Consider the following 15460-nt stretch of genomic DNA (forward strand, 5'->3'; position numbering starts at 1 on the left):
AAGCGCCAGAAACAGGTTGGAGAAACCAATGCGGATGCCGCGCGCCATATTTGTTCTGACTGTTGTCGCAGCGGTTGCGGCATGTTCGAATCCCGGTCTGCGGGATCTGGCGCCTCCGGGGCAGGGTCCGGATGAGTTTTCGGTCTTGCCGGTCAAACCGCTGACGCAGCCTCAGGATTATGCGTTTTTGCCTGCACCCACACCGGGCGGTGGCAACCTGACAGATCCGAACCCCAATGCCGAGGCCGTTGCCGCACTAGGTGGAAACCCTGCCGCGTTGAACCCAAATGCGGCGGTACCGTCGTCCGACGCAGCACTGGTCACAGCCTCCAGCCGGTATGGCGTCGCGCCTGATGCCCGCCAGGTTGTCGAAGCCGAAGATGCCGCGTTCCGCAAGCGCCGTGGTCGTTGGACCGGATTGCGCCTGTTCCCGGTGGATCGCTACGGTCAGGTCTATGAACGGCAATCGATCAATCCGTACGCGGAAACCGATGCAGCCCGTAGTGCCGGTATTGAAACGCCGTCCTCTCCTCCGAATGAATAATTCTTAACTTTCCGTCATCGGGCTTGAACCCGGGCCGCACCACCGTAGTTTCAATACCAGAAACGAAACGGAGGATGCCCCATGGTTCGGGCCCTAGCCCTGTCGGCTGCCCTTATCGCTGCCACCCCGGTCTTGGCCGAGGGCGGAAAAGAAGCGGTTACCACATTCACTTTGGACAACGGCATGGATGTCGTCGTCGTCGAAGACCACCGTGCACCAGTTGTGCAACACATGGTCTGGTATCGCGCCGGATCTGCGGATGAACCGGTGGGGACATCCGGGATTGCGCACTTCCTGGAACACCTGCTGTTCAAGGGCACCGATACGCTTGCTCCGGGCGAGTTTTCGGCCACAGTTGCGGCCAATGGTGGCAATGACAATGCGTTCACCTCATACGACTACACCGCGTATTTCCAGCGCGTCGCGACTGATCGGCTTGAGTTGATGATGCAAATGGAATCCGATCGGATGCGGAACCTTCGCCTGAGCGAAGAGGATATCCTGACCGAGCGTGATGTGATCCTTGAAGAGCGTAACCAAAGGACCGAGAACAACCCGCGCTCTTTGTTTGGGGAACAGATGAACGCTGCGCAATACCTCAACCACAGCTACGGCGTGCCGATCATTGGCTGGAAGCACGAGATGGAAGAGCTGGACATGGAAGATGCATTGTCATTCTACCAAACTCATTACGCGCCCAACAACGCCATCCTGGTGGTCACAGGCGATGTCGAACCTGATGAGGTCCGCGCGCTTGCCGAACAGTATTACGGTGTGATCCCGGCCAACCCGGACTTGCCCGAGCGGATGCGGGCGCAAGAACCACCTCAAACGGCCGAACGGCGACTGACTTACAAAGATCCGCGTGTAGCGCAGCCCTATGTGCAGCGCAGTTATCTGGCCCCCGAACGCGATCCGGGTGAACAGGAGAAGGCGGCGGCCCTGTTCCTGTTGGCCGAACTTCTGGGTGGCAGCACCACGTCTTATCTGAACGAAAAACTCCAGTTCGATCAGCAAAAGGCCGTCTATGCAGGCGCATTCTACCGCGGTGTCTCGCTGGATGACACGACCTTCGATTTGCTGGTTGTTCCGGCGCAGGGTGTGTCACTGCAAGAGGCCGAAGATGCCATGGATCAGGCGGTCGCTGATTTTATCGCTGAAGGTGTGAAAGAAGACGATCTGAACCGCATCAAGATGCAACTGCGCGCGTCCCAGATTTATGCCCGCGACAATGTTGATGGGATCGGCAACCGGTATGGCCGCGCCCTGACCAGCGGTTTGACGGTCGAGGATGTGCAGGCTTGGCCCGACATTCTTCAGGCCGTGACCGGAGAAGAGATCATCGCCGCTGCCCGCGAAGTCCTGCAACCAGAAACATCTGTCACGGGATGGCTGATGCGTGATGATGAGGTGACGCAATGAAACGGTTTCTTGCAACTCTGATCGCCTGCGTGGTTGCTCTGCCGGCCCTGGCTGAGATCGAGATCAAAGAGGTGACTTCACCTGGCGGGATCAAGGCCTGGTTGGTCGAAGACCACGCGATCCCCTTCACTGCGTTGGAATTGCGGTTCCGTGGCGGGACGTCGCTGGACGATCCGGACAAGCGCGGTGCTGTGAATTTGATGAGCGGCCTGATCGAAGAAGGCGCGGGCGAAATGGACGCCCAGACCTATGCCCGCGAACTGGAAGCTCTGGCCGCGTCTTTCTCGTATGATGCGGGTGATGATACTGTGTCAATCTCGGCGCGATTTCTGACCGAAAACCGGGATGAGGTGGTCGACCTTTTGCACACCACGTTGCACGAACCGCGTTTCGATCAGGATGCGATTGAGCGCGTGCGCGCGCAAATCCTTTCTGGATTGCGCTCGGATCAGACCGACCCGAATGAGATTGCTGGCCTGAACTTTGCTCAGATGGCCTATGGCGACCATCCTTATGGGTCTGAAGGGAAGGGCACGATCGAAAGCGTCTCGGCCCTGACGCGGGATGACGTGGTGGCCGCGTATGACAGCGTCTTTGCCAGGGACCGCCTGTATGTCGGGGCGGTGGGCGACATTACGGCGGAAGAACTGGGCACGTTGCTGGACAAATTACTCGCCGATTTACCGGAATCCGGGAAACCCATTCCTGACAAAGCCGATGTGTCCATTCCGGGTGGCGTCAGCGTCGTCGAGTTCGACACGCCGCAATCCGTGGCCCTGTTTGGTCATGCCGGGATTGATCGGGATGACCCGGATTTCTTCGCTGCGTTTGTCTTGAATCACATTCTTGGCGGGGGCGGGTTTGAAAGCCGTCTGATGCAGGAGGTGCGTGAAAAACGTGGTCTGACATATGGGATCGGAACCTATCTGGTGCCCAAGGATCTGGCATCTGTCTATCTTGGGTCAGTTTCGTCGGCCAATGACCGCATTGCCGAGGCGGTTGAGGTGATCCGTGACGAATGGGCCAGGGCCGCGACCGAAGGCGTAACCCAGAAAGAGCTGGATGATGCCAAGACTTATCTGACTGGTGCATATCCGCTTCGGTTTGATGGCAACGGGCGGATTGCCGGGATCATGGTCGGGATGCAGATGGAAGACCTGCCAATCGACTATATCGCAACCCGCAACGACAAGGTGAATGCCGTAACGCTGGAAGACGTGAACCGCGTTGCGTCCGAATTGCTGGACCCGGACGGGCTGCATTTTACCATCGTCGGAAAACCTGTCGGTCTTGAAACCACGAACTGAGCATGAGGGGGTGAGCGTGTCTCACCCCCTCATGCTGCGCAGCATCTCACCCATCATCTGTCCAAACTTGCCCGAACCGCGTTGATACAACGCGCCATCCACGGCCAGAACCGTGCCGCTGATATAGCTGGCCAGATCCGAGCAGAGGAACAGGCAGGCATTGGCCACGTCCTGAGGTTGACCCCAGCGGCCCAACGGTACATCGCGGCGCAGCGCTTCACCGGCGTCCGGGGTGGGGGCCAGACGTTTTGCGCCTTCGGTGCCTTCGATGAATCCCGGCACGACCGAGTTCACGCGAATCCCTTCAACACCCCATTCCATCGACAGCGTCCGGGTAATCTGATCGACACCTGCCTTCGCGGCACAGACATGGGCTTGGCCTTCATAAGGCAGGTAAGATTGCGGGGCCGAGATGTTGATGATGCTGGCACCGGGGCGTTTCAGGTAAGGGTAGGCCCCTTTCATCACGTGGATCGTGCCCATCAGGTCAATGTCGATCACCGTTTTGAACGCGTTGACTGACATCTCGGATGCCAGCGCCGGGAAGTTCCCCGCAGCGCCGGACACCAGCACGTCGAAATCGCCATAGGCGTTGTGAAACTGTTTCAGACCAGCGGCGACAGCATCCGGATCACGCACGTCAAAGGCCGCCCCGATGGCGTCCTGTGCGCCTGCGGCTTTCAGCGCGGCCACAGTGTCGTCCACCTTTTCCCGTGACCGGCTGGCGACGGCCAGTTTGGCACCCGAGGCCGCAAAGGCCTCGGCAATGCCTCGATTGATACCGCTGGTTCCGCCAACGACGATGACGGTTTTTCCTGCAAAGTCCATATGGGCCTCCCGTGATGCGCGGGGGCCCTACTCGCCGTAGGGCACCCAGATGTTTTTCACCTCGGTCGCAGCCTGAAGGAAGCGGCGGGAATGATCCATGCTCCAGTCAAATGCCGTTGCGTTATTGACCCAGGTCCGTTTCAGGTTCCCGGCCGAGACCGCTTCGACCTCTTTCGAAAGGTCAGTGGACGAGAAGGACCAGACCGCGTCCACGTTCAGATGCGAGGCCAGAGGTTTCGCCAGTTCCGCGTGGCTGCCGGTCAGTATGTTGACCACGCCTGCGGGGACGTCCGAGGTCTCAAGAATCTGGTAGAAATCGGTTGCTGCCAGCGGGTAGGGCTCGGATGCCGCCAGAACCACCCGGTTACCCATCGCAATCGCAGGCGCCATCGCCGAGACCAGACCCAGCAGAGGCGCTTCATCGGCACAAAGCGCGCCGATAACACCCACAGGTTCCTTCATGGCAATGGCCACACCCCGGATCGGGACGCCATGTACCTGACCGTCATATTTGTCGGCCCAGGCAGCTGCGTTGAACAAGCGTTGGATCGAGGTTTCGACCTCTTTCGCGCCATCCTTCTTGCCGGTCATGGTGTCGATGCGCGCGGCGAATTCACTCGCACGGGCCGAGAGGTTCTCGCCGATGTAATACAGAATCTGTGCCCGCAGATGGCCGGTGGTCTTGGACCAGCCTTTCGCACCTGCCGCGGCCTCGACCGCGTTGCGCACGTCTTTGCGATTGGCCAGACCCACGTGGCCAAGCAGACCGGACTTGCCCCAAACGGGTTTAGAATAGCCACCGTCGGGCCGCGCCTGCTTGCCACCGACATACATCTTGGCAGTTCGGTCAATCGGATCGACCGGAGCCCCTTCGCCGATTGTAGCTTCGACCTTTGCCAGAGGTTTGGCCTTGCCTTTGGACTTGGTGTAAGCCGTCAGACCTTCCCAGCCGCCTTCGCGGCCAAAGCCACTTTCGCGCACGCCGCCAAAGCCTGCGGCGGCGTCGAACAGGTTGGTGGCATTCACCCAAACCACACCTGCAACCAACTTGGGCGCGATATCCAGCGCAAGGTTCACATTCTCAGTCCAGACTGTCGCGGCCAGCCCGTAACGGGTGTTGTTGGCCAGTTCGACCGCTTCAGCCGGGGTGCGGAAGGTCGAGGAGACCAGCACCGGGCCGAAGATTTCCTCTTGCATCAGCGGGTCGGATGTCTCGAGCCCCGAGATCAGCGTTGGCGGGTAGTAGCAGCCATTTGCGGGCAGTTCACAGGCGGCCTGATGCACGTGACCCGCCGTATTGCTTTCGACCATGCCCTTGATGGTCTGCAACTGAACCGGATCCACAACCGCGCCCACGTCGATGCATTTGTCCAGAGGATTACCCACCCGCAAACCATCCATCCGCGCGCGCAGCTTCTCGTGGAACCGATCTGCAATGCCTTCCTGCACCAGCAGGCGAGACCCCGCGCAGCAGACCTGACCCTGATTGAACCAGATCGCATCGACCAGACCCTCGATGGCACTGTCAATATCGGCATCGTCGAACACGATGTAAGCGGACTTGCCGCCCAGTTCCAACGTCAGTTCCTTGCCTGAGCCAGCCGTTGCTTCGCGAATACGCCGACCCACGACGGTCGAGCCGGTAAAGGCGATCTTGTCCACGTCGGCGTTCACGATCATCTCGCCCACCGCGCCGTCGCCGGTCACGATGTTGACGACACCCTTCGGCAGCCCGGCTTGCGAGCAGATATCTGCAAACAACAACGCAGTCAGCGAGGTGTACTCGGCCGGTTTCAGAACCACCGTATTCCCCATCGCCAGCGCAGGTGCGATTTTCCAGGCCAGCATCAACAGTGGGAAATTCCACGGGATGATCTGACCACAAACGCCCAAAGCCTGCGCATCGGGCAACTCGGCCTCCATCAACTGCGCCATGCCTGCGTGGTAGTAGAAATGCCGCTGCGCCAGAGGGATGTCGATGTCCCGCGATTCACGTATCGGTTTGCCGTTGTCCATGCTTTCCAGCACCGCAAACAGGCGTGCGTGTTTCTGCAAAAGCCGTGCAATGGCATAGAGATACCGCGCACGACCCGCACCGCCTAGCTTCTCCCATTTCGGTTGCGCTTTGCGGGCAGCGGCCACGGCGGCGTCCACATCGGCCTGTTTCGCCTGCGTCAGTTTAGCCAGCACCTCTCCGGTCGCCGGGTTGCGGCTTTCAAACCCTTTGCCGGGTTTGGTAAAGCCGCCATCGATATAGTGACCGAACTTGTCGCCCTGATCGACCAGCCAGGCCAGCGCCTCGGCAGCGCTTTCTGGGGCGGGGCCATAGTCCATGGTCTCGAAGATTTCTTTGACTGTCATAACTTCATCTTTTCCCAAATACTCACTGTCCAGACATTTCAGCAGGCTCAGCCCATCGAATGTCTGTATCCAGCCGAGTAAGCCCCAGTCACATAGTGTTCCAACTGCCGCTCGATGTCGCCCAGCAGAGAAGAGGCACCGAAGCGGAACAGGTCGGGTTCCAGCCAGCGATCGCCCAACTCATCCTTGATCAGCGACAAGTACACCAGCGCGTCCTTGGCTTTTGAAATACCACCGGCGGGCTTGTACCCAACGCGATACCCGGTGCGATCATAGAAATCCCGAATGGCGCGGATCATGACCAGCGAAACGGGTAGGGTTGCGTTGACGCTTTCCTTGCCGGTTGAAGTCTTGATGAAATCCGCGCCAGCCATCATGCAGACCAGCGAGGCGCGGGCGACGTTACGCAAGCTGCCCAGCTCTCCGGTTGCCAGAATGGCTTTGACATGGGCATCGCCGCAGGCCACGCGGAAGGCTTTCATCTCATCATACAACGCCTGCCAGTCCCCTGACAGCACATGACGGCGCGAAATGACGATGTCGATCTCTTCGGCACCGGCTTTCACGCTTTCCTCAATCTCGGCCACGCGCAGGTGGAACGGCGACAGGCCGGCCGGGAAGCCAGTGGATACCGCAGCGACCGGAATGCCGGTGCCTTTCAGGGCATCCACCGCGGTTTCTATCATGTCGTGATAGACGCAGACGGCACCCGTGGTAATCTGCGGCATATCCAGCGCCTGCAAGACGGAACTCGCAACCGGCTGCCGCGCCTTCGCGCAAAGGCGGCGCACGCGGCCTACTGTGTCATCGCCTGACAGCGTGGTCAGGTCGATCATCGTAACCGCCTTCAGCAGCCACGCCGCCTGATAGTCCTTTTTGACCGACCGCCGACCGGGAAGGGTCGCAGCCCGGCGCTCAATGGCCGAGGTATTGGCTTGAACGGCGCGGACCCAGTCAAGATCAAGATCCACTCCCGGATTTCGGGGTTCGGTTACTTGCGGCAGATGCGCGGTGCGCACGGGGCTTTCTGAGCTCTGCGTATCCATAGTCACGTCCTTTGGGAGGTTTGCGACAAATTCGCACGGCAGACCGGGGAATGGAAGGTGTTGGATGTATTTGAATGGCAATTTTTTGACCATTTGGACAAAAAGAGCGTGCTTTCTTGCGAATAATTCGCATTAGCGTTGACTTAGTTGCGAATGGTTCTCATATTCAGTCTCAACAGGACGCAAAACTGAGGTCGAAGATGATTCGTCGGAGTTTTCTTGCAGCGTTGGCGTTGGCCCTTTCGATGCCAATCGCCGCTTGGGCTGAAGCGCCACTCAAAGTGGTCGCGACAACAGGCATGATCGCGGATGCAGCGCGCCAGGTGGGCGGTGATCAGGTTGAGGTCACAGGTCTGATGGGGCCGGGCGTTGACCCTCATGCCTATCGACAGACCCGCAGCGACATCGTTGCCATGACCCGCGCTGACCTGATCCTTTGGCACGGTTTGTATCTGGAAGCACAGATGGAAGATTTCTTCCACGATCTCGAACGCAAACGCGCTGTGGTCGCAGTGGCCGAAGGGGTCGATAAATCCAAACTGCGTGCCCATGACGATTACGCAGATAAATACGACCCGCATTTGTGGATGTCGCCCGTGCTTTGGCGCGAAGTTGTGCTAGAGGTTCAGGATGCCTTGACCGACGTTCGTCCCGAAGCGGCAGGCGTGTTTGCAGCCAATGCACAGGCCCATCTGGCCGATATTGACCGTTTGGCGGCTTATGCCGAGGATGTCCTGTCTTCGGTGCCCGAGAACAGCAGAGTACTGCTTACCGCCCACGACGCATTTGGCTATTTCGGTCAGAGCTACGGGTTCGAGGTTCTGGGCATTCAGGGCATCTCGACCCAGTCCGAGGCGGGTTTGAACCGGATCAGCGAATTGGTTGACCTGCTGGTTGACCGCCAAATCACGGCTGTCTTTGTCGAAAGCTCGGTCTCGGATCGCTCAATTCGCGCATTGATCGAAGGGGCAGCGGCCAAGGGGCACAAAGTGACCATCGGTGGTGAGCTTTTTTCGGATGCGATGGGCGCAGAAGGCACCTATGAGGGTACCTATATCGGGATGCTGGATCACAACATCACAGTCATTGGCGGTGCGTTGAACGGCGACGCCCCCGGTCGAGGCATGGACGGCAAACTGTCTGCGGGGTTTTGAATAATGCTGGGTCTGGTCAGCAATGACGGTGTGACGCTTGAGGATCGCGGGCTGGGCGACAGCCCGCTTGCGGTGCGAGGCCTGACCGTTTCCTACGGACAAAAGCCTGCTGTGTTTTCGGTTGATATGACCGTCCAGCCCGGTGCCATGACTGCCATCATTGGCCCAAACGGTGCGGGCAAGTCCACGCTTCTCAAGGCGGCGCTGGGAATCGTCACCCCCTTATCCGGTCAGGTGACGGTATTTGGACGGCCGCTGGAGGCGCAGCGCGCGCGTATTGCCTATGTTCCGCAACGGGCCAGCGTGGATTGGGATTTCCCAACGCGCGTGATTGATGTTGTGCTGATGGGTCTGTCGCGCGAGCTTGGGCTTCTGGGGCGCGTACGTGCCCGCCACAAGGCATGTGCGATGGACTGTTTGAACCGTGTCGGGATGCGGGACTTCGCGGACCGTCAGATCGGCCAGTTGTCCGGCGGCCAGCAGCAGCGCGTGTTTCTGGCTCGTGCTTTGGCGCAAGGCGCGGATCTGTACTTGCTGGATGAACCTTTCGCCGGGGTGGATGCCGCCACCGAGAAGGCCATCATCGCGGTGCTGAAATCTCTGAAAGAAGCCGGCAAGACGGTTGTGGTGGTGCATCACGATCTGGCGACCGTGACCGACTACTTCGACCACGTTTTCCTGATCAATACCCGCAAAGTGGCCGAAGGGCCGGTGTCCGAGGCGTTCACTGCGGAAACGTTGCAAGCGGCCTATGGCGGGCGTTTGGCAACTGCGCAGATCGATCAGATATCGCGCGCGCTGGGATAACACATGATTTGGGACGCTCTGACCCTGCAGCTTGGCTATAACGCCACGCTGGTCGCAGTTGGTGCGACGTTGCTGGGTGTATCGGCCGGTGTGACAGGGACATTCCTGTTCCTACGCAAACGTGCGCTGGTCAGCGATGCCATCAGTCATGCAACTCTGCCGGGCGTCTGTCTGGCCTTTATGGTCTTGGTCGCGCTGGGCGGGGATGGGCGCAATCTGCTGGGCTTGCTGGCAGGGTCTGCAATTTCAGCGTGGGTTGGGCTTCTTTGCATGAACTGGTTGACACGGCGCACCCGACTTGCCGAAGACGCAGCAATCGGTGCAGTTCTGTCTGTCTTTTTTGGCTTTGGGATCGTTCTACTGACGATCATTCAAACCATGGGCGTCGGGCGTCAGGCAGGTTTGGAGGGTTTCCTGTTAGGCTCGACCGCCGGAATGCTGTGGGCAGATGCCATGATCATCGCCATCGGTGGTGCGGCGACGCTGCTTCTGGTTCTGATCCTGCGTCGCCCCATGACCCTTGTCGCCTTTGACCCGGAATATGCTGCCACCCGTGGCTTGCCGATCCATCGCATCGATCTTGCGATGATGGGGCTGGTCATGGCGGTCACTGTGGTCGGCCTGAAAATTGTGGGCTTGATCCTGATTGTGGCGCTTCTGATCATTCCGGCAGTCACAGCGCGGTTCTGGTCCGAGCGTTCCGAGCACGTCGTCCTGCTTGCGGGGCTTGCCGGAGGTCTGGCCGGGTACATCGGTGCTGCCGTTTCCGCTTCTGCCCCCAACTTGCCGACTGGACCGATCATCGTGCTGGTCAGCTTTGCATTCTTCGTCCTGTCCTTGTTCTGCGCCCCAAAGCGCGGGGTTCTGGCGGCGGTGTTGCGGCATCTGCGCTTCCAGCGCCGGGTGCATATCCGCCAGGGTCTGTTGGCGCTGGCGCAGGGGCAGAAGATTTATGAACCGCTTACACTGCGCCTGCTGCGTCGTGCGGGTCTGGTCCGGCCAGACGGGGTCGTCACGGACACTGGCAAGGCGCGGGCGGCCAAGGCGCTGCGCGATGAAAAACGCTGGGAAATCGTCCGCGCGGATCAGGCGCATGAGGCGACAGCTGCGCTCTATGACGGGCTGCGGGACATCGAGACCGTTCTGACCCGTGATCAGATCGCTGAAATCGACCGTCAAATCGGTGGGCCGCAAGGAGTGCCGGCATGAGTGGTGAGGAGTTCGTCCCACTGTCGCTGACGCCACTGCTGATTGGCACATTTGCGGCCATCGCCTGCGCCTTGCCCGGCAACTTTCTGGTGCTGCGCAAACAAGCGCTGATTGGCGACGCGATCAGCCATGTGGTGCTGCCGGGTATCGTGGTGGCGTTCCTGTTGACCGGGGCGATATCGACCTGGCCAATGATGCTGGGCGCTGCAGGGGCGGCGATTGTGGCTGTGGTTCTGATCGAAGCCATTCGCCGACTGGGTCAGATCGAACCCGGTGCTGCCATGGGTGTTGTCTTTACCACAATGTTTGCGGCGGGTGTTTTGCTGCTTGAGCAAACAGATACCTCGACTGTGCATCTGGACGTTGAACATGCGCTTTACGGCAATCTGGAAAGCCTGATCTGGCTGGACGCAACAGGTTGGGGATCGTTGCTGGATGTCGACGCTCTTGCGGGTCTGCCACCTGAACTGCCTCGGATTGCTTTAACTCTGGTGGGCGTGTCTGTGTTCACCTGGCTGTTCTGGCGACCGCTAAAGATTTCCACCTTCGATGAAGGATTTGCGCGCACGATCGGCATTCGCACGGGTGCTCTGAGCATGGCATTGGTGATAACAGCGGCCATCGCGGCGGTGGCGGCATTTGACGCGGTGGGCTCGATCATCGTGATCGCCATGTTCATCTGCCCTCCGGCGGCGGCGCGGATGCTAACTAACCGGCTCGAGGCGCAGATTGTATGGAGCATAGTGTTCGCCACGGCCTCGGCAGTGTCGGGCTATGTATTGGCTGGGTACGGCCCCTTGTGGTTGGGCGGGTCGGATGCAGTCAGCGCGGCTGGCATGATTGCCACGATGTCTGGTCTGATACTTGCCGCAGCCGCCATGTTCGGACCGTGCCGCACGCGTATCGGGGCGCACACTTCTGCGTGATCGGGCATGTTCCCGCCGCACCTGTCCGCACGTCATCGGCCAATCTCTGCCCAGATGCCCAAATGATGAATCTTAAGCAGCATTTAATACCGGCACATGTTACACGCCGTCCATTCATTAGCTGAATCACACCACTCACTTGGTACGTCCGGGTGGACCTGAGCGCTAAGCCGTTCACGGCCATCCGGACACCCCCTCTCTGATCAAAAGACCTGCGTAAACCAGTGGCAGAATCGCGCAAGGCTGTGCTAGGTCTAGGGGTATGGCGCAGGCAAACCCCAATATCAGCGAAAATCGCCCGGTAATTCGGCAACTGGATGACGCTGCAATCAACAGGATTGCAGCCGGTGAGGTGGTGGAACGTCCGGCCTCTGCCGTGAAGGAACTGGTCGAGAACGCAATCGATGCAGGAGCCACGCGGATCGCCATCGATATTGCGGATGGGGGCAAGACTCTGATCCGCGTCACAGATGACGGCTGCGGTATTTCGGCAGATGATCTGCCGCTGGCGTTGTCCCGCCATGCCACGTCAAAGATTGACGGATCGGACCTGCTGAACATCCATACCTTTGGGTTTCGCGGAGAGGCGCTGCCTTCTTTGGGTGCGGTCGGGCGTCTGACCATCTCCAGCCGCGTACCGGGTGCCGAGGCGGCGCAGATCCACGTTGCGGGCGGCAAGATGGGCGCGGTCAAACCCGCCGCCCTGCGCGCGGGCACAGTCGTCGAACTGCGCGATCTGTTCTTTGCCACGCCCGCCCGGCTGAAGTTTATGCGCACCGACCGGGCCGAGACGCAAGCCATCACCGATACGGTGAAACGGCTGGCCATGGCCGAGCCATCCGTAACCTTCACGCTGCGCGATGTGTCCGGTGGCGGTGAAGGTCGTGTGACCTTCCGCGCGGATCGCGAGAACGGAGATCTCTTCGATGCGCTCCACGCCCGCCTGGCCCGCGTGATCGGGCGCGAGTTTGCCGAGAATGCGCTGCAAATCGACGCCACGCGCGAAGGCATCCGGCTTTATGGCTATGCTGCCTTGCCGACCTATTCGCGCGGTGCTGCGGTGGCGCAGTATCTTTTTGTTAATGGCCGCCCTGTGCGTGACAAGATGCTGACTGGCGCTTTGCGGGCCGCCTATTTCGATTTCCTTAGCCGGGATCGGCATCCGGCGGCGGCTTTGTTCATCGACTGTGACCCGACGCTGGTGGATGTGAACGTTCATCCCGCCAAATCCGAGGTACGGTTCCGCGACCCCGGCGTTGCGCGCGGTCTGATTGTGTCCAGCCTGCGCCATGCTCTGGCCGAGGCCGGGCATCGGGCATCCTCGACCGTGGCCAATGCGACCCTGGGGGCGATGCGGCCCGAACCTGCGCAATCTGCCCCGGCCCGTGTGTATCAGATGGATCGACCTTCGCCAGCAGCGCGGCAGGCGGCGTATCGGGCGCAATCTCCGGGCTTTGCTGAACTGGCTCAGGATTACAGCGGCAGCATTGTCGAGCCCACCCCGGTTTCGCCGATTGCCGAGACAGAAGAACCTCAACCGCAGGACCTGCCATTGGGGGCTGCGCGGGGGCAGGTGCACGAGAATTACATTATCGCGCAAACCGCTGACGGTATGGTGATCGTGGATCAACACGCCGCACATGAACGGCTGGTTTATGAAAAGCTCAAAAACCAGATGGCGGAAAACGGCGTTGCGGCGCAGGCGCTTCTGATCCCGGAAATCGTGGAGCTGTCTGAAGGCGATTGTGCGCGTCTGATGGCCGTAGCTGATAACCTGACGCGCTTTGGTCTGACCATCGAACCCTTCGGCGGCGGGGCCATCGCTGTGCGTGAAACTCCTGCCATTTTGGGCGAGGTCGATGCCCGCGCGATGATCCTGGATATCCTTGATGAGTTGGCTGATCAGGGCGAAAGCCAGATGGTTCAGGCAAAGATCGAGGCAATCCTCAGCCGGGTGGCCTGCCACGGCTCTGTCCGCTCGGGTCGCCGGATGCGCGCCGAAGAGATGAACGCCCTGCTGCGCGAGATGGAGGCAACGCCGCATTCCGGTCAGTGCAACCATGGGCGGCCGACTTACGTGGAATTGAAGCTCAGCGATATCGAGCGGTTGTTCGGGCGCAGTTGATCCGTCGTTCAGAACCTATTAAGAAGATCGAAACAAAACGAGAACATAAAGACTGACATGATCCAGATTGCAGGCACCCAAATCCCTTTGAATGACCCGGTTCTTCTGACCGGTGGCGGGGTTGTCCTGCTGATCCTGCTGCTTTTGTTCCTGTCGCTGCGGGCGGCCAATCGCTCGGCCCGGATGGCAGAACCTCTGGCGCGGCAGATGGCGCATCTGGGACAGCATGTGCAGCAACTGGGGCAGGGGCAGGAACAATTGCGCGGCGGTCTTCAGCATGTCTCGGACACGCAGGCCAATGCGCAGGTGCAAGTGATCCAAACGGTTGAAGCGCGCCTGTCCTCGGTTCAGCAGCAGATGAATGACCGGCTGGCGGACAACGCGATGAAGTCTGCACGCGCGCTGGCCGAAATGCAGGAGCGGATGAAAGAATCGCTGCATGGGTCATCGAAACAGACCGCGACATCCCTGACCCAATTGCAGGAGCGTCTGGCCGCGATCGACAAAGCGCAGGACAATATCACCAAACTGTCTGGTGACGTTCTCAGTCTGCAGGATATCCTGTCGAACAAGCAGACGCGTGGAGCGTTTGGCGAAATCCAGCTGACGGACATTGTCTCAAAGGCACTGCCAAGGGACAGTTTCCAGTTGCAGGCTACCCTGTCGAATGGGCGTCGTGCGGACTGCCTTATCCATCTGCCGAACCCGCCCGGCCCCATCGTGATCGACAGCAAATTCCCGCTGGAGGCGTATGAAGCGCTGATCGGCGCAACCAATGACGCTGAGCTGAAAGCGGCGTTGCAGATGTTCCGCAGCACAGTGCGTAAACATATCAACGACATTGCCGAGAAGTACATCCTGGACGGTGAAACCGCCGATGGTGCGCTGATGTTCCTGCCGTCCGAGGCCGTTTACGCCGAGCTTCACGCAAAGTTCCCTGAGCTGGTTCAGGAAAGTTTCAGCAAGCGCGTGTGGATCGTTTCACCCACCACCTGTATGGCGACGCTGAACACGATGCGCGCGATCCTGAAAGATGCCCGGATGCGCGAACAGGCAGGTGCGATCCGCAAAGAATTGGGACTGCTGCACAAGGATGTGGAGCGTTTGGGTGATCGTGTGACCAATCTTGATCGTCATTTTGGTCAGGCGGCCAAGGATATCTCGGAAATCAAGATCAGTGCGGAGAAAGCTGGCCGACGGGCGCAGCGTCTGGACAATTTCGATTTCGAAGAAATCGCACCTGATGCCGCGTCAGACGTTGTGCCTTTGGCGCGTCACGAAGGTTGAGACTTACTGGATTGACAAGTCCAGGTTATACCCGACGGTTTTGCCGGTATCTCGGTCATTGCCCATCAGATAGACACGGATTGTATAGTCTCCGTCCTCTGGCAGGTTAATCCGGGCGGTGTTGCCGTCAATCGATCCATTGTAGATCGCGACCCCATCACTGCCCGGGGGCAGGATATTGAAATAGACCACGCCGTTCCCATTGGTGTCACTGACCTGAAGGTCGGCAAACATCTCCTGACCGGCTTTTGCACCCAACACATAGTCGAAGTATTCGTCGCCAGTGACAGCCCCGTTGACCATGGTGCCATAATTGCCGGACTGAAATTGCACCTCTGCGGTCATCTGGGCAAACGCCGCAGGCGCGAAACAAAGCAGAAGGGCCGACAAAAGAAGTTTTCCTGTCATATCTGTTTCCTTTCAAGCTTCGCTTTGGCCGGAACC

The 15460-nt window shown here is 59.4% G+C and carries 13 protein-coding genes; 9 read left to right on the plus strand and 4 right to left on the minus strand.

Annotated features, from left to right (window positions below; translation table 11 throughout):
• Positions 1-28: 28 nt before the first annotated feature.
• From ACR3EH_RS12180 to ACR3EH_RS12190, 3 genes are all read left to right on the plus strand, one after another.
• Entirely contained in the window at positions 29-544 is a 516-nt protein-coding gene (locus tag ACR3EH_RS12180; RefSeq protein ID WP_171093288.1) for a DUF3035 domain-containing protein, read from the plus strand.
• 81 nt (positions 545-625) lie between these two features.
• A complete protein-coding gene (locus ACR3EH_RS12185; protein WP_171184295.1) occupies positions 626-1966 on the plus strand; it encodes a M16 family metallopeptidase in 1341 nt (446 codons plus the stop codon).
• The gene (locus ACR3EH_RS12190) at positions 1963-3273 is read left to right on the plus strand and encodes a M16 family metallopeptidase (RefSeq protein ID WP_171184293.1); all 1311 of its coding nucleotides are present in this window, start codon (positions 1963-1965) and stop codon (positions 3271-3273) included. Before ACR3EH_RS12185 ends, ACR3EH_RS12190 begins: the two co-directional genes overlap by 4 nt.
• 21 nt (positions 3274-3294) lie before the next feature.
• On the opposite strand, the gene ACR3EH_RS12195 is transcribed toward ACR3EH_RS12190, so the two are convergent.
• Genes ACR3EH_RS12195 through deoC form a run of 3 tightly spaced genes read right to left on the minus strand, consistent with a single transcriptional unit; the run spans position 3295 to position 7508 of the window.
• Positions 3295-4101, minus strand: a complete 807-nt coding sequence (locus ACR3EH_RS12195) for an SDR family oxidoreductase (RefSeq protein WP_171184291.1) — start codon at positions 4099-4101, stop codon at positions 3295-3297.
• Positions 4102-4128: 27 nt separating this feature from the next.
• Positions 4129-6462 carry an aldehyde dehydrogenase family protein gene (locus ACR3EH_RS12200; RefSeq protein ID WP_171675846.1) on the minus strand — a complete coding sequence of 778 codons (2334 nt, stop codon included), beginning with the start codon at positions 6460-6462 and terminating at the stop codon, positions 4129-4131.
• 47 nt (positions 6463-6509) lie between these two features.
• Positions 6510-7508 carry a deoxyribose-phosphate aldolase gene (gene deoC, locus ACR3EH_RS12205; RefSeq protein ID WP_171184287.1) on the minus strand — a complete coding sequence of 333 codons (999 nt, stop codon included), beginning with the start codon at positions 7506-7508 and terminating at the stop codon, positions 6510-6512.
• Positions 7509-7708: 200 nt separating this feature from the next.
• Here deoC and ACR3EH_RS12210 point away from each other — a divergent pair, with 200 nt between their 5' ends.
• From ACR3EH_RS12210 to ACR3EH_RS12235, 6 genes are all read left to right on the plus strand, one after another.
• Entirely contained in the window at positions 7709-8662 is a 954-nt protein-coding gene (locus ACR3EH_RS12210) for a metal ABC transporter solute-binding protein, Zn/Mn family (RefSeq protein WP_171184285.1), read from the plus strand.
• 3 nt (positions 8663-8665) lie between these two features.
• Positions 8666-9469 carry a metal ABC transporter ATP-binding protein gene (locus ACR3EH_RS12215; RefSeq protein ID WP_171648321.1) on the plus strand — a complete coding sequence of 268 codons (804 nt, stop codon included), beginning with the start codon at positions 8666-8668 and terminating at the stop codon, positions 9467-9469.
• 3 nt (positions 9470-9472) lie between these two features.
• On the plus strand, positions 9473-10678 hold the full coding sequence (locus tag ACR3EH_RS12220; RefSeq protein WP_171675848.1) for a metal ABC transporter permease: 1206 nt from the start codon (positions 9473-9475) through the stop codon (positions 10676-10678).
• Positions 10675-11604: a metal ABC transporter permease gene (locus ACR3EH_RS12225; RefSeq protein WP_171184278.1), complete on the plus strand. Its 930-nt coding sequence runs from the start codon at positions 10675-10677 to the stop codon at positions 11602-11604. Before ACR3EH_RS12220 ends, ACR3EH_RS12225 begins: the two co-directional genes overlap by 4 nt.
• 262 nt (positions 11605-11866) lie before the next feature.
• On the plus strand, positions 11867-13729 hold the full coding sequence (gene mutL / locus ACR3EH_RS12230; RefSeq protein ID WP_171184276.1) for a DNA mismatch repair endonuclease MutL: 1863 nt from the start codon (positions 11867-11869) through the stop codon (positions 13727-13729).
• Between the two features lie 57 nt (positions 13730-13786).
• Entirely contained in the window at positions 13787-15016 is a 1230-nt protein-coding gene (locus tag ACR3EH_RS12235) for a DNA recombination protein RmuC (protein WP_171184274.1), read from the plus strand.
• A 3-nt stretch (positions 15017-15019) separates the two neighbouring features.
• Here the strand turns inward: ACR3EH_RS12235 and ACR3EH_RS12240 are convergent, their stop codons facing one another.
• Positions 15020-15424, minus strand: a complete 405-nt coding sequence (locus tag ACR3EH_RS12240; protein WP_171093313.1) for a hypothetical protein — start codon at positions 15422-15424, stop codon at positions 15020-15022.
• Between the last annotated feature and the right edge of the window lie 36 nt (positions 15425-15460).

The sequence above is a fragment of the Ruegeria sp. BG7 genome (assembly GCF_056535685.1).